Raw genomic sequence first — 19,100 nt, 5'->3', positions numbered from 1 at the left:
TTATGCGGCTCTACCTGCTGGATATCTCACCTACCGCAACGCATCCGATTTTCTGAGGCAACCGCCCTTTCTCGCCTTTCAGCTTCGTCTGAAGCTCCTGTGGCAATCCACTCCACAGGGTGAGCCCCGAGCGTCTCTCGATCTCGTTCACCGTTACCTGGAAATCACAGAAATTGGCAGAGCGTGGTGTGTCCTGCTCCATGATGAACGCTGCGTACAGACCATTGGCTGGATTGCTGCCCGTGAAAATGACTTTCCAGTATCCGCTCGGGATCGTATGGATCTTGTTGGTGCCTGGCAACAAGCCCATGTTTTTCTCGTAGAGCGGCCCCGTAGTAACGTAGACAGCATCGATTTCAGTCGCCTTGCTGAGGCTGCGCTCTTGATCCTCCAAGCGTGCCCATGCGCCCTGGTTCAGATCAGATCTCTGCGGTGTGATGTTGGTGAGGTAGTTCAGTGTCTGCCAATCAGAGACCCCGCCCATGGATGCGAGGTTTGCTTGGTGACCCCGGTCCATCCTCAAGGCGACGTTGGCTCCGCTGTAATCAGCAGGACTCAACGTCTCGTCAGCTGGTACATCTGGATCGGTTTTCCAATTTCGAGGGCGGCCGCTTGCAGAGGTTTGCTTCGTGATTTTATAAGCAACCCAGTTGGCGAATTTCGTTGAGCCGTTGTTGTTTAGTGTGTAGGCCTGACGATACAGCGTGAGGGCTCCGCCGCCTGACGGACAGCCTACTGAGCAGTTGTCGATGGTCGTAGGTGGGATCAGAGGATATTGCTTGGATGTGCCCGAGATGCCCGTTGGCTGAGGGGAGGTACAAGCCGCAACCAGTGGGATGACGAAAAGCGAGATTAGCTTTATTTTGTACAGCCACTTCATCGAAAACCTCCTATAAAACAGAGGCTTAGCATAACAATCAATTCTCGCGAGTCCAATTTCAACCCAATCAGAGTGTTACAAGCAATAGGTGACACGTGTGCGTCTCAAGATGGTTGTCGCATCGACCTTAAAGGTCGGCTTCCGGCCAGACGCGGACGATGATTAGGTCAAACTTTTAGCCCGAACGTCTAGAGCCTTTCATAGACCACTTTAAACCCGGTACCTAGCTCCTTTTGGATAACCGCAAGCAAAGCCTCAGCAGCGTCGTCAAATTTCATATATTCGGCCGTTTCCCAAGGCCCCGGATCTGGTGGGTAGTCCCAGTTCAAGGCGGTGTTGTGCCAGCGTGTCTTTTCACTCAGCCTTTCGAGCGTAGTAGCGCTCAGTGGCAATTTTTCCTCGATTGATCCCACTGAGAATCGTGCTAAAGCGGCTTCATTTCCGCACCACAATGCACCGCCTCCCCACTCAAACATCAACCGTATACGACACCTTTTAGCCATACATGCTCCGGACACCCTGTGAGGAACAATCATATCCTGGGGCGATTGATCGATGACCCATTAATGCTTTTTTGGGCTGTTCGTTGGGGCTGAGCGACAGCAACGGGTCCGGAAGCGGCCAGAAACAGTTTATTCGAGAATTGCGCCATGTCAGGGGGACTATGTGAAGGTTTCGGCGCGCCCCGTCAGCGGGGAAAGGTCGAATACTATTAGCGCTCGTCCGAACAATTGCCGATTGGAGAAAGCAAGTCATGAACGACAGCTTAAGCTTAGCCATTTCGACAACGGTCATCATCCGAGTTTCAGCCGAATTGTGCTTAAGAGGCGCGGTCGACAAGCCATCCAATCAAGCCGTTGCGCACAGCAAGACCGGCAAGGTCGGCCTCATCCCAGATAATGAAGACGCCGTCTCCAGACTCCTTGGGGATTGTGGCAAGCGCGTTGTTTGGTGAGTGGGTAACGAAGTAAAAGCGCGAGAAACCCTGCATATCCTGGAACTTCTTTTGGTAGTCCCGGAAGACAGGCAGCGTGGATTTCGACTTCACTTGAACGGCAATCCGCTCTTGAGTGATGGGCGATAGCAAGTCCAGATCAATGTCACGCTCTACTCCCCCCGCTACACCTGTACGCTGCCAGCCAGCTTGACGGAAGATCAAATCTACGAATGTTTCGAAATCTTTTGGGTGCAGATTCTTAATAATCGGAATGGTCGCCTTAACCAACGAAGCAATCGCCGACTGTGCTGCTGCCACCCGTGGCTCATTTGTGCCATTAAGCTTGTGCATCAGATAAGGAAGTTCCCGTACCAGGCAAACTGTACCTTGGAACGATTGAACTGCAAGGAGCTTGCCGCTCAGACGCCCCTTCAAAAGGTGCTGACCGTGTATGTCCAGACACGACCAACCGTCTACGCAGTGACGAGTTTTTGTTAGATCGTCATTACATGCCACACCTGGCGCAGCGAAGCACCACCACAGGCAGTCAGCGTAAAACGTAATCCAAAGCGTCGAAGCTGGCTCTTCGTAAAACTGCCGTACTTGGTCAATGTGCCGAGTGATAGTACCGGCGTCAGTAATCAACGGGAATGATCCCCGCGCTTTCTCCCACTCACCCGCCAAGGCCAGTTCATGAGGCACTTCGTGATAGCCCAGCATAAGGACTCCCTTCTCGATGCAATCCTTCTCCCAAGAGCCCTTGGGGCCGAGCTTGATGAACAGCGCTTTCGTAGCTGCAACATTTTTCACGGCTTCAACTCCTTTGCCGACCGGATCAGCGGCCTCGCAGCTTTAGTGGGGGGTGATGGGAGGTGGCGTCCATTCTGGAATACCTGAACCGCTTTCCGGAGCGGGAATGGGAATCGCCTGCGCCGCACCTAAGCCATTATCTAGCACCCGTTCGACAGCGTCCTAGAGGCCCAGCAGTATTGCGACTTCCTGATTTTGCAGCAGCATCGCGACTGACCGCTATCGGCCAAAAGCTGCCGTTCGTGGGCGGTGCCTTGGCCAGTCTTAATCAGAATTTTTTTCAATAAAGTTGGTAAAAGAAAAACAATTTTTCCCGCATCGTCCATTCGGGAGGTGAGAAGATTTACCCAATTTGCAGTTGTTCATCTCCAATTGTTGCAATGACAAGCACGGGTACATGCCCGGGCCGAAAATTTTGCCTAAAGCTCTCTTCATTAGGAGGCTCATTATTGTGACGACCAGACTCTTTCGTCGTACTTAGCAGCAAATTCGTAAATTCGAAATAGTTATCTAGCGCCGTGTGCCCCGACGAGATCCACCGTTCTATATCTTCTGCCACAGCAAATCTCAGGATCGGCGTTGCTGCTTGCATCAGCAGATCTCTACTACGCATACCGGATATTACTCCCTGGTTTGTATTTGTATAAAGGTAATCCACGCCAGGTTTTGAGGCCACCTCCAACATTTCATTAATAAAAATTGACCAATGATCTCCGCCACTTTTCACTCCAGGACTAAATGATCTTCCTATAGTTCCAGCTAGCAGACCGGACAGAGTGCATGCAAAGTCCATAGGGCATAGAACGCCTCCTCTTGCATGTGCAGGTGGGGAGGAGCAGGGGCCAGTAACCCACGTCGATTCAGACGAAAATGAGTTCGCGAGTAAAGTTGCATGATCCGGGCCGGCCGACAGTGCCCCCCTCCAATGTGGGTTGGTTAATACGCTGTTATATGCGTGTTTTTTATAAACGATCGCATACTGTGCTCCAGCAGTGCAGGGCTCACTTCCAGCAGAAGGAAGAGTGAAGTCCCATGAGGAATAACCAGCTGGGGAGGTTGCGAGACGAGTCTCTCCAGTGAAGGCGGGCCAGTCTTGATAAAGCTCAAACTGGATACGCTGCGTCCCGGAATTCAATGAGCCTGTTTTCGGTTTGAGAGATGTCTTGGCCTGCAGTAGCAATGCTCTTCCGGTCGACGGTTTTGCAGGGTCTGTATCGAAATGCTGCTGTATAAGTAGTAGGTCTCCGATTTCTACCGCTTTTGTACCCGTGACAGGCTTAACTTTCGGAGTCTGGTGTGTGAAAACACCTTTTACCATCAGTTTGGCGGAGGGAGGAATATGGCGACTCAACACATCCCGCAGTCCCTGATACATCTCCCTGCTAAGTAAAGCGCTCACCAATCCCGGCTCATCGGGCGCAGTTGGGTGTGCGGCTCTCCATGCGTAAGCATGGCTTCGATTTACGTATTCTCTGATCTCATCAATGAGTGACATAACAGCTCCCTTAAGTATTACTTCGATGATTTCCGTGGAAGGCTTCTGCAGCTGAGGAATGACGGCAAGTAGCCGTATCGAGCTCGAACGCTTCTTTTAGCCACTTTATGCAACCTGCCTGAAAGGCAGCATCCGGCCAGAAGCGGACCTTAGGATCAGGGCCCCTTCTGGCTGAAAGCCATCATGCACCGTCACCGTAAAGCCAAGATGATGCAATTCTTACAGATGCAACTGTCTACCAATAGACTAAGCCTTTTCATTATGAAGGGCCGGTTTCAACTTCCCATCCAAAAGATATTGGCACCTCCGAAGAAGCTTGCTACGCTCAGTTTCGTGCTTAGTATTTCTTGCTGAACTACTAGGAGTAGCATTATTGATAAGCCTAATGGCTTCAACCAGCAGTTCTCCTCGCTCCTTCGATGAAGTTGTGCCTAGTAATAACGCTTTCTCTAACCGCGCTCTTGCCTTTTGGAGTGTTACAAGGAAAGACGCTTTACCTAGTTTCTGAGCCGTATCCAATGCTTTATCTGCTTCAACAATATCTGCCATGCGCGCCGAGATCATTCCTGCTGTAAAGTGGCAGTCAGAGTCGGTGGGCGCAAGTTCTTTGGCTCTTCGAGATACTGAAAGCGCCTTATCAAGGCGATCATTCACCATAAGATACCAAGCGAATCGATCAAAAAGCGCAGCATTAGCAGAGTCGACAATTGTGGCTTCTTCATACCATCTGATTGCACCCTCAACATCCCGTCGTGCACCCGCTAGTTTTGCCGCTTTTGCAGCTGTAGTTTGAAATGCCGCAGCAACCCGATCTGAAACCAGCTCTTCAGCTGCAGATATTGCCTGTAAATTTTTCTTTCTAACGCGCCCGACGGCTGACGATACCTTTTGTCTTTCTAAAGGAGTTGAGGATTCATATTTCGCGGCCAAAAACTCACGTGCGCCTGAGTCTAGAGTGATGTCGAAGTTAGTACCATAATCGACTATAGATCCGAAACGTGTTTCTTCGAATGCTGACAGCCAATTTGGAGCGTAACAGGTAAACTCAGCGCAAGCCCAATTGAGGAGCTGTTCGCTAACCGAACCACCTAGTTGACCCAGGGCTAGGAAGACTTCACGATACGACGACTCCATTCTTTTCCAGGCATCCTCAAACAAAAAGGCGCCAAGATCCCCTCGTTCTTGACTAAGAATTGCATTCAGCCCGTCGTCGATACTGCAATTAGTATTTGCAATGTGCCTGGCAAGCACATCAAGAAGAATTGGCTTTCCTCCAAATTGTCGAGAGATTTTCCGTCTGCGAGCGTCCCCTGCTGACTGAATAGCTAACGCTGAATACGTGTCTGCAAGTCTTTCCAATAAGCTCGCACCGACCTCCTCCGTCATGGGAGGAACTTGGATTTGCAATGCCTCAAGATTCTCCCTCCTTCTCGAGGTTATAAGTAACTTTCCAATTTTAGTAGAGACTTCACGTAGCACTTTGCCTAATCCGATCTCTTCGGATGCGCTCCTGGCCAGCGTTTCCGTATTGTCCAAGACGATCAATATTGATTCCCTACCAAGCCCAGCATCTTTAAATAAACTTGAAGTTTTAGAAATGAGAGCTCGAGAATCTTCAGTCTGCCAATCGCGTGTTAGTCTTTCCTCTAAGATTCTTGCAAGACTTCTGAGCGCCTCATTTACATTTGCATTAATTCCACCAATTTGCTCTAGGCCTGTAACCCCCCATCGCGTAAGCTTTGCGGAATAAAAAAATATGAGCTCTGGCCTCCAAGACAAGGTTTCAGATGGACTATCTAATAGACCGTGCAGAAATTCAAGTACAAGTGTGGTTTTTCCGATACCGCCTTCGCCGTATAAAAGCGATGCTCGAGAGTCTTCATCGTCCCACCACTCAAGAAGAGAAACTATCTCTGAACTACGGCCTTCGAAAGTTCTTGTTTGGCGCATAGGTAGCAATACCGAGGTGCGCCAAACATCATCTTTCATTCTAATGTTTCGAGATACAAGCTGGGACGTAGTAGGATTTAACTCGCTGAGTAGGCCGCAGCTATCTGAGACCTCAATTAATACCGAGCTTGAGTTGGTATGACTGAGAACCTGCCCCTTAACGCGCCAGACACTGCCGCGATGTTCTATTCTTCTGATAAGAACCGGTTTACCCTGTTGCTCCCTCAGCACCTCAACAGTTATAGGTCTAGCTGGAGTGGGTAATTGTGCAACTTTATTCCCAGGAGAACTCTCTACAAAGCATGGCAATAAGTCCTCAAGGATATTTATCAGCGCCTCGATTCGAGCCGGAAGATTTTCTAGTTGCTCATGCAATGAGTACGTATCAAATACACCATGACCAATACGGTCGTTACGTTTGGATATTATCGCGCTGCAAAGTTCACTTCCAGACTCAGAAAACTCTGTTCCTCGCGCGTCAAACCAACCTTTCGCACAAGAAGGCCATATTGTTCGCAAGGCAGGTATGCACAGGTCTAAAGTCGAAGTAAAGTCGCCATCAGTCGGTTGAAGTAGTTTAATAGCCTGTTCCTGCATTTGCTCTGGACATTCGACTAAAGCATGAGCTGCCTCGTATGAAGAGTAGGCTGCGGCTTGAAGAGTATACCGAAACAATGAAAGCAAGTATCCATACTGCAGCCCTTGATCCTCTAGGAAACTGGCTGTGGAAAGTTGTTGCAAAAGATGCTTTTTCATGAGGCTACGAACTTCCTTGAGTAGTGGCCATATGAAGCCACGAACCGGGTAATATTTCAAGCACCAGCTTCTCTCGGCGACTACGCCCCTGCCTCCCCTAATCAGCCCCCCTCTTCAGGTCACTCAATAATGCTCCTGCTGTGCGGAAACGAGAATAGACCACGATTATATTACAGGTGAACACAAACTCGTGGTCTGTCCCAGTTTCGCACTGTCAAGGGAACAGCTTGGAAGCGTCAAAATCTAAACCCGCCTCTTTCATCTCCATAACAAGCCGTTTTTGCCATCCTTCGTGCGGATCAAGCTCCGTGTATACAACGCCGAAAAGGTCAGATGGGATCTCCACTTCACCTTTTCTAAGGAGGCATACACGGCCTCGGCCAAGCTTACCGGCAAAATATCCCAGCTCGAAGATTACATTCTGCCGCGCCCGTGCAGAGGGGGTATCCGCCTTTACGGATCCACCCACATCGTCTGGCGTTAGCAGTACAACGGCGTAACCGACTTCTGCGGACTGCTCAAATTTTTCAATTATGGTTCTGCCGCGATCAGGTTGCTCTTGAAGAACGATTGACTCCAAACCTAATCGGTCAAGAAACCTAGCCAGCATATGTTTAGCCCCATCATCATGGCCATGCACAATGAAGACTCTACTAGACGGGATAATAGATTTGGTTAGTGACAAATTACTAATCTTGACGTGAGATTTATAATCCCTCGCAAACGGAATAATCACTTGGGCTATCAAAGCGTGAAAACCAGAAATCATCTTCTTACTACCGTTGCTGAAGAAGTGATATCCAAAATTTAATGCGTAGCTCGGATCGGCGGCAAGCTTTTGAATCAGTAATATAGTTAAGCCTAACTTGATGTTATCATCATCCGGCCACGCTAGTCGATGACTGCCAGCAAAGCTTCCGCCCGTACTTTCGCTTTCCGCCAAAAAAACCTCAAGGTTTGCATTCTTTGTTAAGACAGCATTGACGGGTTCGAGCTCGGAACTGGATAACAGCCGTGCTAGTTTTTTCAATGGCACTTCATAGGATTGAGACTGGGAGGACTGCAGATCTAATACGCAATTGTTAATCTGGGTAAAAATATCCGAGGAACTCATTTGCTTTCCCCTGTTAGACGCTGCTCGGCTGCCTGCTCAATTATCCGAGTGCGATAATTTTCTTTCATGTCTTCAATTAAAGGCCCGACAAAAGGATTGGCCGCGTAAGCTCCAACGCGCTGATCAATGGTATCGCTGACTTGCTGTATTGCATGCTCAATGCTAGCGGGATCGAAAGGATCAAAATTGATCGTACAAAGAGTGCCGTCTAGTTCCTTAAGCGCAGTCTGCGCTTGTTTCAAATCGCGTTGCAACTGATCCAACCCTTTGATCATCATGCTCACCTATCCGTGACAATGGCATTTTGGTACAGCTGATCGTGCCACAGTGTGCAGGGAGTGCGAGAACTTTAGATATCTAAACCGATGAGTGGCGATAGCATGCTGAGTACAAGAGTCATCTGTTGATAGTAGGCTTGGCCCGCTGTGTTGATGGCCTAAAGCGTCCGTCACGATCGTCCGCAATTGGCCGAAAGGGGACCAGTCTTGAGCGTCCGCTTCTGGCCGAAAGCAGTCTGTATTAAACAGAGCTGACTCGACCACCACTTTCAGGTTGCCGCTGATTTGTCCCGATCACTGCACTCGTAGACGCTGCCTACAGCCCTTCGGAGAAGCAATAGTTTTCTCCATATGCCCACAAGACTCTTCCTGCCCATGCCGATAATCCGTGCATCCCCAGAATGGCTTATCAGTCCCACGCTGAATCATCCGCCCCCCAGAGACCGGACACAACGCTACCCAACCCCCACAGTCCTTACTGCAGATCAGGTAGCGCCCTTCCCTTCGCATGAGTGACTGGCAATCCGGGCAAGCCGTTTCGGTATGTTTGCAGCGCGGGGAAAGCGAACAGAAGTAAAATGACTCTTTGCCGTTCTTCCTGGCGCGCAATATCAGCTCGCCCGCCTCACAAGCAGGGCAAGCGGGACCTGGTTCAGGTACAACGTCCAATGCACCAAATTCATTGAGCTCGACATCGTACTTTTCATCGAGGAGCTCTTTGATAAAGCTGGACGCCTTCCCTTTGCTTACGACGAGGTACACCCGGCGCTTAGCCCTAGTGAGCGCCACATAAAACAGTCGCCGCTCTTCAGCATGGGCAAACGTCTCACGCGGTGGCAAAAGCGCTTCCAGCAACGGATGGCTCGCCTTTTGCGGAGGTAAACCAAACTTACCCGCCTTGTTGCCGAGCACCACGATGTAGTCAGCCTCCTGCCCTTTGGAGGTATGGATGCTGTACGTTTTTATCGTCAGCCCCGGGTAGCTATCACTCAACTGCTTGAGCCCAGCTTTATCAGGCAGCAAGAAATTAAAGCGAGCCAATATGTAGACCACCGCCCCCGGCTTGGCTCTGGCCGATATCCGCGTCAAAACGTGAGGCAACGCTTCATCATCGTCCAGCTCGGTTCTGAACAATGAAACCGCGGGTGAATCTTCCAGCGTATGGGTATGGATGTCCTTCTTTAACTGCGCAGGGTTGCGCATCACAAACCGACTGGCGACAGCATTGATTCGATCGTTGAAGCGAAAGGTCTTGTCCAATGCACTGATGGCGGTCGCACCGAAGAAAGTCTCAAATTGCGAGGTAAGACGAATGTCACTGCCCGCAAACCGATAGATGGATTGCCAATCATCCCCTACGCAGAACAACGACCCATCAGGCTGCGATCGCCTAAGAGCCTTAACCAAACGAGCCCTGGGCTCGGAGATATCCTGGTACTCATCAACCAGCACAAAACGCCATGGAGCGTTGAAACCACCCTGCTCCGCCAAGCGCACCGCCTTTACGATCATGTCATCGAAATCGATCTGATCCTTACCCTCCAGGTCATCCTGGTAACGCTTGTAGATAGGCATCAGTAGCTCAAGCGCTGCCCGCATTTGATCCGGGAAAGGTGCCGCGTTGATACGTGCTTCAAGATCGACCTTAGCCAGATCAGCGGCCTTATACCCCGTCAGCAGCTTCTCGAGCAGTTCAGCAAATTCGGTGACCACACCAAACTCACGAAGCGTTTCCAGCATGGCTTCATCGGGCAGCGGATTGAAAGTCACGCCAGCCTCTGCCAAACGTTTCTCTAGCAAAGGCAGTAGCTGGCCTTCCTGTTGCTCGAAGTGGAAGGTTTCAATCAAACGGGTCTGGTGTTGCTTGTGCAGAGCGCGCTTCCAAGCCATTGCCTGGTGGTAGGCCTTACGATCAATGTAAGGCGCAGTATTGCCCTGGCGGTCTGTACCGAAGTGCTCGATGTAGAGATCAAATGCAGGTAGGTAAAAATCCGGATGATAGTCCCGTCTCTCTGCCGTACGGGTGGACACCTTATACCGAGGCTCATATTGGTACTCCACTCCCATCTTGAAGAGGAAGTTGGCGACCCGGCATTCAGCCATGCTTTTGACACGCTCCCCTTTGAGGGTTCTGACCTCGTGCTCTGCCAGGTAAACGAAGTACTCTCCTAGGGACGCAAAATCGAAGGGGTTCTTGATCGGAAATAGGTAGCTCTCGAAGTATTGCAACAGTCGCTTGCGATAATCTGGGTCCGTCTGTAAATCCTCAAAAGCTACTTGGACAAACCGCTTTCGGGCAGCGTCATCATCAGCCATTGGAGTAAGAGACGGTTGACCCAGCATGTCCTTCCCCAGGGAGTGAAAGGTCGATGCTTTGATGCCCTTGATCCCTACACGCGCTTCCAGCCGCTCGCGCATTTCTTCAGCAGCATCTTTTCCATAAGCCAACAGCAATATATCTTCCGGCTGCGCCTGTCCGCTGCGCACCAGAAAGGCGACTCGGCCCATGGTCGTGCTGGTTTTTCCGGTACCCGCCCCAGCAAGTACCAGGTTGTTATCCTCATCCACGATGCAGGCAAGCCGCTGGTTGAGCGTGAGAGGCATGGACTCGATTGTATCGAACAACTCAGCATGTTCGACCAAACTGAGCTTCACGTAATGACTACGCCAACGCCGCAGACACCTTTCTCCGTTCTGGACCCAGGACCAAGCTCGGATCAAAATCTTGCGCTCAGCCGCTGACAGAACACCTAGCCCTCTTGGAGGCAGTGCTGGCCAATGCTTGGATTGTTCAATTAGATCAGCGTGAAGCGGGGTCCACTGGGACCGCCGGCAGTAATGGCAGGCTCGAACTCTCTTGAGGAAAACATTCAACGTCTCTGCAATGGCAAGCACCCGGCTGCCATACCACTCACGTAACGCCTCACGCCAAAGGTCGTCAGCCCGTTTGATACCCCATCCAATCGCCCTCAATTGACCGGAGGGCAAGGTTAGGGTCAAACAAGAAATCCCCAACCAACGATTGAGTTGAGGTGGCTTGGGCATTCCAGTCACCAGGACTTTGGATGATCGTCCGGCCCAATCGACAGCCATCAATCCGTTGGAGGCTATGTCCAACGAGGCACACGTGGAACCTAACCATTTCGCCAAGCGAAAACTACGAAAAGCCCCATGAATCATTGAGGCGTCCTGCCCTGCCAGCACTGAAGAGAAATCGGTGCTGTGCTCATCCATGCCATACAAATCTTCCTTTCTACGTCCTAATCCATGCGCAAATGCGCCACTATTAAGCCATTATCGCATAACACGTCGAGGTCAGACAGGCATATGCTCTTTTGGCCATCGGCGCGCTCAGCTTGGCTGTTCCTTGATAATTTCCAGCGACAGGTCGCAATCGGGCCAAAAGCGGTCAGCGAGTGTCTACAAAGTCTGGGGCGATTCAGAATGATCTAATCGACCAAAGGCAAATTGCTATTACTGTCGAATTTATTAATATATGGCTCTTTGCCATATTTGATAAGGAAGTCGCTGAATGTTCAACGGTGATCTGAAAAAACACGCACTGGAGCAACTCGACAAGGCTCGCAATCGCTACCAACTAGTAGCCGCCGATGTCGAAAAGGGCTGTACAGAGCTGCACGGTGTACGTCACTACGCCAGCACTGACTTGATGGCCACGGTTGAGTCATTCGTCAGCCAACTAGCCAACTCACCGAAAGAATTCGATAAATCCTACGGCACCTTCAAGGCGGAAACCCAGTCGTTCTGCGGCCTCGTGAAAAAGCTCAACTTTGAAGCGGCTAATGTCGAGTTCACCGCGGGCTCTTCGGCCGTTGCTGGCGTGGCTGCCGGGGTAGGTACCGCCGCTTTCGCACCAACTGCTGCAATGGCTGTTGCGACTACCTTCGGCACTGCGTCCACTGGCGCGGCAATTTCAGGGCTTTCCGGTGCGGCGGCTACAAACGCTGCACTCGCTTGGCTGGGCGGTGGCGCATTGGCGGCAGGCGGTGGAGGTATGACTGGCGGTTCGGCCCTGCTGGCCTTGGCCGGGCCTATAGGTTGGGGTATCGGTGGTGCTGCCATCATTGGCGGCGGGCTGTACGCCCGTAGCAAAAACAAGAAGCTGGCCGAGGAAGCACAAGCCCATCGCTCAGAGATTGAAGCCTCTACCCGTACATTGGGCGTCTCCAAGGACTGGGTAACCCGGATGGTCGGCTCCACTCGACAACACGTCCAAGGCATGAGCGAGCTCCTGGGGGTGCTGATCCGCACTGCACCAGGGGACTACCAGCAGTTCAATGGGGGGCAAAAGGAAATGCTCGCCGCCCTCATCAACCACATGAACTCGCTGGCAAAACTGCTGAACAAGGCTCCTGAATAATGGCCGGAGATAAAGGCGGTACCGTCCGCGACCAGATCAGCGCAGTACTGGTTGACCGTATCAACAGCATCCGCGTTGATACGACCAACCAATTCCTCAACGCCCAGGACAGCGCATTTCGGCATGCAATCGCGCAGATCGACAAGGTCAGAGTCTTTATTGGTTCGCCGGAAAAGATCCTGGGCAATCCTTCCACCAAGCACGGTGAAATTGCCGAACAGGTAGAAGTAGGCATTCGCAACGCCCGCTCCTTACTTGAGCAGAAAGGCTTCGTGGCTACCTTCGAAGGCGTAGGTCGTACCGCCCCCGAAGACTACTTAGTGGACGGCATCGCCGTTCAATCGAAGTTCATCAACGGCACCTGCAAGGGCCTTGATCATGTGTTGGAGCACATGGACAAGTACAAGAACTTCGGGCGTGACGGTTCGTACTACCAGATCCCCAAGGACCAGTACGAAACCATCACTCGCGTGATGCACGGTGACAACGGCCCGCTAAATGAAAAGTCCGTCAGGGCCATCCTGGCCAAGGTCGGGGAAATTGAACAAGCGTCCGGGCAGCCGTTTCAGAACGTGGTCAATCCCAGCATTCAAAATTACGCCGACCCTCAGCAGGGCAAAGTCGTCGAAACCCTGAACAACGAAGAAGCCCAATTAGCCGAACGCAACGACCAACGCAAGGAGCAGATCCTCACCGACAACGGACCATCGTTGGCCGGTGCCGCCCAGGCCGCCGCGATCGCCGGCGCTGTAGGTGGGGCGGTAGGCCTCACAACTTCGTTGTATGCCAAGTATAAGGACGGTAAAAACGTCTTCAAGGGAGACTTCACCGCCGATGACTGGGCAGACGTCGGCATCGACACAAGCAAAGCCGCAATCGGGGGCACAATCGCAGGTGGATCAATCTACCTGATGACCAACTACGCCGACATGGCGGCACCATTCGCTGGCGCGGTCGTCAGCGCGGCCAAAGGCGTGGGCACCCTGGTCGCGGACTATAACGCCGGCAAAATCGACTTCGATCAATTCGTCAGTCTGGGCACCGTTGTCTGCGCAGAGTCCGCCATCGTCGGCATCGCCACCGCCGCAGGCCAGGTACTCATCCCCATTCCCGTCATCGGTGCAGTGGTTGGCTCCATCGCGGGGAAAATGCTCGCTGAGTTCCTCAAGGGCCAGTCTGCACATATCCAGGCAGAGATGGATGCGCGTATGAAGGAATATCTCGGAAAGCTTGATCACCAATGCCAAGTGGTACTAGAAGAGATAATGGGGGAGTTTGATCGTCTGGGCGACCTCATGACGGCTGCGTTCGATGTTGAGCGCAATGCGAAGCTGATGCAGAGCAGCGTGGCTTTGGCGCTGTCGTTGGGTGTTTCTCCGGCGGTGCTGATCACCGGCCATGATGATCTTGATGCGTTTATGATGGCTTGAATGGTTGGGGCGCGTGCCTCGCGACCCAACTATTTGGTCAAATCGATGGACTACGCTCTGTACGGAATTCATAGAAATTGCACCGCCCCCCATTCCAATCCTGAGACTTGCAAAGTTCTTAGCTATCAAATTAAAGAAAACCTGCGATCGCAAAGCCTTATGAAATCTCAAATGCGGCTTGGAATCTGATCGTGGATTTCCTAGTAGAGACGTGTCGTATAGGCCGGTTGAATCCACAAGCGTTATCTGCCTTTCGCGAGGGGCAGATAACGGCCCAAAGCGGTCGTAACGCAGCTTCCAAATCAGGGCTTGAATGGATCAATCCAGCCAGATCGAAGTCCTGCCTCGTATTCTTTGCGTACGCAGGCGAGCGACTCTGCGCATCCCATTTCCGCCTCGATAGCGCCAATGCATCCCCAGCAATCTCCGCCGCTATTGCCTGATAGCGGATCTGCTGGGTCATCGAGTACGCGTCTGCAGATCGTGCAGTATTCCGGCTTATTGCTGTTCGTCATAATCTCGCTCCCAAACGTCCGGTCGTGGCCGATTTTTGCCAGTCACGTAGGACTACGTCGGCTAGAAACCCAGCGCGATCTAAGCGGTTCATAGAGCTTCCAATCTCCAAAAACCGTGTGAGCGTCCGACGACGGCACATGGCGCCCGCTTATCACGATCCCGGATTTTGCGTCCTCAACTCTTGAAGCGATCATCGACGCGTAATTTTTCCTGACGTAGCAGCTTTAGCGCATTGGCAACGCCTTCTGCATTTTGATCAAGGGTTTGCAGAGCCGTAACGACATTGCGATGAGCCTTGCTTGAGCCACTAGCCTTGCTCCACAAGGCCAACTCCTCGATAGCAGCGGCCAAAGCGTTCTGATTCACCTGAATCAGCTCCAACACGTCAGCCACTATTTCGATTTGCTCATCATTCATCGTATCTTCTCCCCAAGGCCTCTTGAGCGTAGTCCAACACGGACGCCGTGGCATGGATCAGGACATGCAGTTCACTGAAATAAGCAGGCCTTCCGCGCAGGTTACCTCCGACCCTGCCCGAGGCTCACCTTCTATGGATGACCATGGAAGAGCGTTGCCCCATCTCGTCAACCGGCTCAACAGATCCGAGTGAAGGCCGCGAGATTAGGACTCACACCCCGACCCGACATCAGAACCCACCAGAACAGCACTGCCCGCTACTTACAAGTAACAACCCACAACTGATCCAACCTGGTCGTAAAACTCCGACTCATCATGTCCCGCCGCATCCCCCATTCCGGATTGACCGGAACGCTGGCAGAGCGAAGTGTCCCCCTACCCCATCGCCCATTGATTTGATCCAGCACCGCCATCAACTTCGTAGCTTCCGCCGGCTGCGAGGTCGCGAACAGATCATCTGTGTACTCCCCTTTCTGGCAAAGGTTCATCAGCAGCACCTCCGCCTTGCTGTACTTGAAACCCGGCCTGTACACCCGATCCAGTGCATCCGCCGCGGCCTTTGTCAGCAGACGAACATCATCCGTCGGATATGGCAGCTCAACGAGCACCCCATTGGCATACTTCGCCTCCTCCGGATTGAACATCCCGGTGCGGATGCTCACACGAACCTTCTTGCACAAAGACTGCTGAGCCCTGAGCTTTTCCGAGGCCCGCATCATGTAGGTGGCCACCGCTTCCTTGATCGGCGCCAACTCGGTAAGACGCTGACCGAACATACGGCTACAGCATATCTCCTGCTTGGGCGGATCTGGCTCGTCCAGCTCCAGGCACGGCGTGCCGGCCAACTCCCGAGCCGTCTTCTCGATCACTACGCTGAACTTCTTACGAAGCGTCCAGGGGTCGGCCTTGGCCAGGTCCATAGCCGTCTTGATCCCCATGCCGTCTAGGTGCACTTTCATCCTGCGGCCAACACCCCAGACCTCGGACACATCCGTGTTGCGCAACACCCAATCACGCTTGAACGAATCGCAAATATCAACCACCCCACCCGTCTGCACCTGAAGACGCTTGGCCGTGTGGTTCGCCAGCTTGGCCAGCGTCTTGGTGTGAGCGATCCCCACCCCAACCGGAATGCCGGTACAACGCAGCACCTGGCTACGAATCTTGCGACCCAGCGCATCCAAACCATCAATACCAGTCAGATCAACAAAGGCCTCATCGATGCTGTAAACCTCAACCGCCGGCACCATCGACTCAATGAGCGTCATGACCCGCTCACTCATATCGCCATAAAGCGCGTAGTTGGATGAGAACGGAACAATGCCGTGCTTCTGCAGCTTGTGCTTGATCTGGAAATACGGCTCACCCATCTTCACGTAGGGCTTGGCATCGTAACTGCGGGCAATCACACAGCCATCGTTGTTGCTCAGCACCACGATGGGCACCCGGGCCAGGTCAGGACGAAACACACGTTCGCAACTGGCGTAGAAGCTGTTGCAATCGATCAGAGCAAACACCGGCTGGACTTTAGACATGGCTGCGCACGCTGCAGGTGATCACACCCCAGATGACCAACTCGTCCCCCTCGAGCACGTACCTGGGTGGGTACTTTGGGTTCTCCGACAAAAGAATCACCTCCTTTCCCCGCAGGCACAGCCGCTTGCACACAGGTTCGTTATTCAACAGTGCCACAACGATGTGCCCGTGCACCGGCTCCAATGCTCGATCCACTACCGCCAAATCCCCTTCGAAGATTCCAGCGCCCTGCATGCTCTCTCCGGCAATCGAAACCAGATAGACATGCGGAGCACGGATGTTCAGAACCTCATCCAATGAGATGTGCGCTTCGATGTGGTCCGCTGCCGGGGATGGGAACCCAGCAGGCACACGAAACGAACACAAAGGCAGCTTCAAGCCACCCTCGGCAATAGGACCTAAAATTGAGTAGCTCATGACGCACGACACCAAAATACCTGTACGAACATACAGTTAACTTTGTACAAGTATGGCGGTCAATTTGTATAAGAAAAATCTGACAGGTGGAGGGGTGCGAACCTGCTCTTCCAGCTCGCGCGGTGTCGGCCACGGGCACACCGGTCGCTGACGTCGATGAAAAGCAGTCCAGACTTCAGATGATGAGAGCCCAGTATCGAACTCACACGACAGTCCGACCTTCCATGCATGAAAAAACCCGGTGCGTGGACCGGGTTTCTCAAAAATACATCTAGGTTAACAGGGTGGGAAACTGATCCCGAACGTGGCGCCGCGATCAATTCCCGTGTCAGTTACGAAACAACTCCAGATGGCCAGAAACCTTCAGGACCTCCAAAAGCGGCTCCCGCAGCTAACTGCATAAGGGTCGCCGCCAGCTTAATTACTGACGGCTATACCTTCGCGAAGCCCTATTTCCAGTTCGCAGCCAGCACTGCATCGAGTTGAGTTCGTTGATCATTAGTAAGATTGGTTTCAGCCCCTGGCGCTACGCCAAAGGAGGCCATGGTGTCTACCAAACTTTGAACCTGAGAATCCAACAGCACCTTCCCATCAGCGGTCTTGAGAGCCTCGACATGGTAATTACTGGACTGATACCAGTTGCTGACCGTCAATTTTTCACTCGACCCTATAATGGTGATTTCCAAATTGGACCCAGTATGACGGAGCCATAAATCTTGCGGATTGATATCCGCTCCGAACGAAAGGATATCGGTCCCAACGTAGCCACCGTCATAGTCCGTAATGGTGTCCTGACCGTCTCCCCGGTTGAACAGATAGGTATCTGAAAAGTTGCCTCCAGTGATGGTGTCATTACCTGTACCACCGGCCAACGTGTTGCCCTTCGAAGCAGCAGCCACACTCAAAACATCATCCCCAGCATCACCATACAACTGGTTCGCCCCGGCGCCTCCTGACAAAGTATCGTTGCCCGCCCCACCACGGATGATGTCGTTACCAGACCAACCGACTAGGGTATCCGCGGCGGCTGTACCGACTTGAATCAGTCCCGCCGCCGCAATATCCGCCCAGGTCCAGGACGTCCCATCCGCAAATTCCACTCGCTCAAGGATATTATTAATCATCACCCCAGCACTGGAGGCCGTACTGTCAAACCAACCTTTGACGCGAATCTGGTCCGTACCGTTGCGGTGCATGAAAACTACGTCAGTCCCGGACTTTTGAACTTGGATATCGCTGGCAAGGATCCCAGCACCAAAACGCAAGGTATCGGTGACTACATAGCCAGCGTCATAGTCCGTAATGGTGTCCTGACCATCTCCCAGGTTGAACACGTAGGTGTCGGCGTAATAGCCACCCGTCAAGGTGTCATTGCCGGTACCGCCGACTAAGGTGTTGTCCTTCGAAGCGGTGGCGACCGCGATGACGTCGTCTCCAGCATCACCATACAGCTGGTTCGCCCCGGCGCCTCCCAGCAGCGTGTCATTACCGCCGCCGCCACGGATGATGTCGTTACCCGACCAACCGGTCAGCGTCTCGGCCCCTTCCGAACCAACCTGCTTCAATCCCGTTGCAACAATATCCGCCCAGGTCCAGAACGTGCCGTCAGCGAACTCCACACGTTCAATGACGTTGTAAATGACTACACCAGCACCGGACGTCGTAGCATCAAACCAGCCCTTGAACGTCAACTGGTCCGTGCCATTGCTGTGCATGAACACCAGGTCAGAATTGACCCGGCGGGTATTGATATCACTGGAGAGGATCCCAGGACCAAAGCGCAAGGTATCAGTCGCTGTGTTACCGCCATCGTAGTCGGTAATGGTGTCCTGGCCGTCTCCCAGGTTGAACACGTAGGTGTCGGCGTAATAGCCACCGGTCAAGGTGTCATTGCCGGTACCGCCGGCTAAAGTGTTGCCCTTCGAAGCGGTGGCGACCGCGATGACGTCGTCTCCAGCATCACCATACAGCTGGTTCGCCCCGGCGCCTCCCAGCAGCGTGTCATTACCGCCGCCGCCACGGATGATGTCGTTACCCGACCAACCGGTCAGCGTCTCGGCCCCTTCCGAACCAACCTGCTTCAATCCCGTTGCAACAATATCCGCCCAGGTCCAGAACGTGCCGTCAGCGAACTCCACACGTTCAATGACGTTGTAAATGACTACACCAGCACCGGACGTCGT

14 protein-coding genes are annotated in these 19,100 nt (G+C 52.6%); 2 read left to right on the top strand and 12 right to left on the bottom strand.

Annotated elements, in window-relative coordinates:
- Positions 1 to 10: 10 nt before the first annotated feature.
- The 8 genes from ACODTO_RS07570 to ACODTO_RS07535 all read right to left on the bottom strand — a co-directional run bounded on the left by ACODTO_RS07570 (position 11) and on the right by ACODTO_RS07535 (position 10,875).
- Positions 11 to 880, bottom strand: a complete 870-nt coding sequence (locus ACODTO_RS07570) for a DNA/RNA non-specific endonuclease (RefSeq protein ID WP_489106181.1) — start codon at positions 878 to 880, stop codon at positions 11 to 13.
- 188 nt (positions 881 to 1,068) lie between these two features.
- A complete protein-coding gene (locus ACODTO_RS07565) occupies positions 1,069 to 1,356 on the bottom strand; it encodes a hypothetical protein (protein ID WP_489106180.1) in 288 nt (95 codons plus the stop codon).
- A gap of 344 nt (positions 1,357 to 1,700) precedes the next feature.
- Positions 1,701 to 2,627: a restriction endonuclease gene (locus ACODTO_RS07560; RefSeq protein WP_489106179.1), complete on the bottom strand. Its 927-nt coding sequence runs from the start codon at positions 2,625 to 2,627 to the stop codon at positions 1,701 to 1,703.
- 343 nt (positions 2,628 to 2,970) lie between these two features.
- The gene (locus tag ACODTO_RS07555; RefSeq protein ID WP_489106178.1) at positions 2,971 to 4,122 is read right to left on the bottom strand and encodes a hypothetical protein; all 1,152 of its coding nucleotides are present in this window, start codon (positions 4,120 to 4,122) and stop codon (positions 2,971 to 2,973) included.
- Between the two features lie 246 nt (positions 4,123 to 4,368).
- On the bottom strand, positions 4,369 to 6,828 hold the full coding sequence (locus ACODTO_RS07550) for a tetratricopeptide repeat protein (protein ID WP_489106177.1): 2,460 nt from the start codon (positions 6,826 to 6,828) through the stop codon (positions 4,369 to 4,371).
- A 214-nt stretch (positions 6,829 to 7,042) separates the two neighbouring features.
- Positions 7,043 to 7,942 carry a TIR domain-containing protein gene (locus ACODTO_RS07545; protein ID WP_489106176.1) on the bottom strand — a complete coding sequence of 300 codons (900 nt, stop codon included), beginning with the start codon at positions 7,940 to 7,942 and terminating at the stop codon, positions 7,043 to 7,045.
- Positions 7,939 to 8,220 carry a hypothetical protein gene (locus ACODTO_RS07540; protein WP_489106175.1) on the bottom strand — a complete coding sequence of 94 codons (282 nt, stop codon included), beginning with the start codon at positions 8,218 to 8,220 and terminating at the stop codon, positions 7,939 to 7,941. Before ACODTO_RS07540 ends, ACODTO_RS07545 begins: the two co-directional genes overlap by 4 nt.
- 294 nt (positions 8,221 to 8,514) lie before the next feature.
- Positions 8,515 to 10,875 carry a UvrD-helicase domain-containing protein gene (locus ACODTO_RS07535; protein WP_489106174.1) on the bottom strand — a complete coding sequence of 787 codons (2,361 nt, stop codon included), beginning with the start codon at positions 10,873 to 10,875 and terminating at the stop codon, positions 8,515 to 8,517.
- An 877-nt stretch (positions 10,876 to 11,752) separates the two neighbouring features.
- Here ACODTO_RS07535 and ACODTO_RS07530 point away from each other — a divergent pair.
- Positions 11,753 to 12,601 (top strand): hypothetical protein, encoded by an 849-nt coding sequence (locus ACODTO_RS07530; protein WP_175386960.1) that lies wholly within the window; start codon positions 11,753 to 11,755, stop codon positions 12,599 to 12,601.
- A complete protein-coding gene (locus ACODTO_RS07525) occupies positions 12,601 to 14,031 on the top strand; it encodes a hypothetical protein (RefSeq protein WP_175386961.1) in 1,431 nt (476 codons plus the stop codon). The genes ACODTO_RS07530 and ACODTO_RS07525 overlap by 1 nt, the downstream gene beginning before the upstream one ends.
- Before the next feature lie 690 nt (positions 14,032 to 14,721).
- Here ACODTO_RS07525 and ACODTO_RS07520 read toward each other — a convergent pair.
- From ACODTO_RS07520 to ACODTO_RS07505, 4 genes are all read right to left on the bottom strand, one after another.
- Complete coding sequence (locus ACODTO_RS07520; RefSeq protein ID WP_175386962.1) at positions 14,722 to 14,964, bottom strand: hypothetical protein; 243 nt, start codon at positions 14,962 to 14,964, stop codon at positions 14,722 to 14,724.
- Between the two features lie 257 nt (positions 14,965 to 15,221).
- On the bottom strand, positions 15,222 to 16,499 hold the full coding sequence (gene umuC / locus ACODTO_RS07515) for a translesion error-prone DNA polymerase V subunit UmuC (RefSeq protein ID WP_489106173.1): 1,278 nt from the start codon (positions 16,497 to 16,499) through the stop codon (positions 15,222 to 15,224).
- Entirely contained in the window at positions 16,492 to 16,917 is a 426-nt protein-coding gene (locus tag ACODTO_RS07510) for a LexA family protein (protein ID WP_055134773.1), read from the bottom strand. Before ACODTO_RS07510 ends, umuC begins: the two co-directional genes overlap by 8 nt.
- A gap of 449 nt (positions 16,918 to 17,366) precedes the next feature.
- A partial coding sequence (locus ACODTO_RS07505; protein WP_489106172.1) for a calcium-binding protein occupies positions 17,367 to 19,100 on the bottom strand: 1,734 nt, incomplete at its 5' end.

The sequence above is a fragment of the Pseudomonas sp. FG13 genome (genome assembly GCF_057809755.1).
This window is presented reverse-complemented; position numbering and strand designations above follow the sequence as displayed.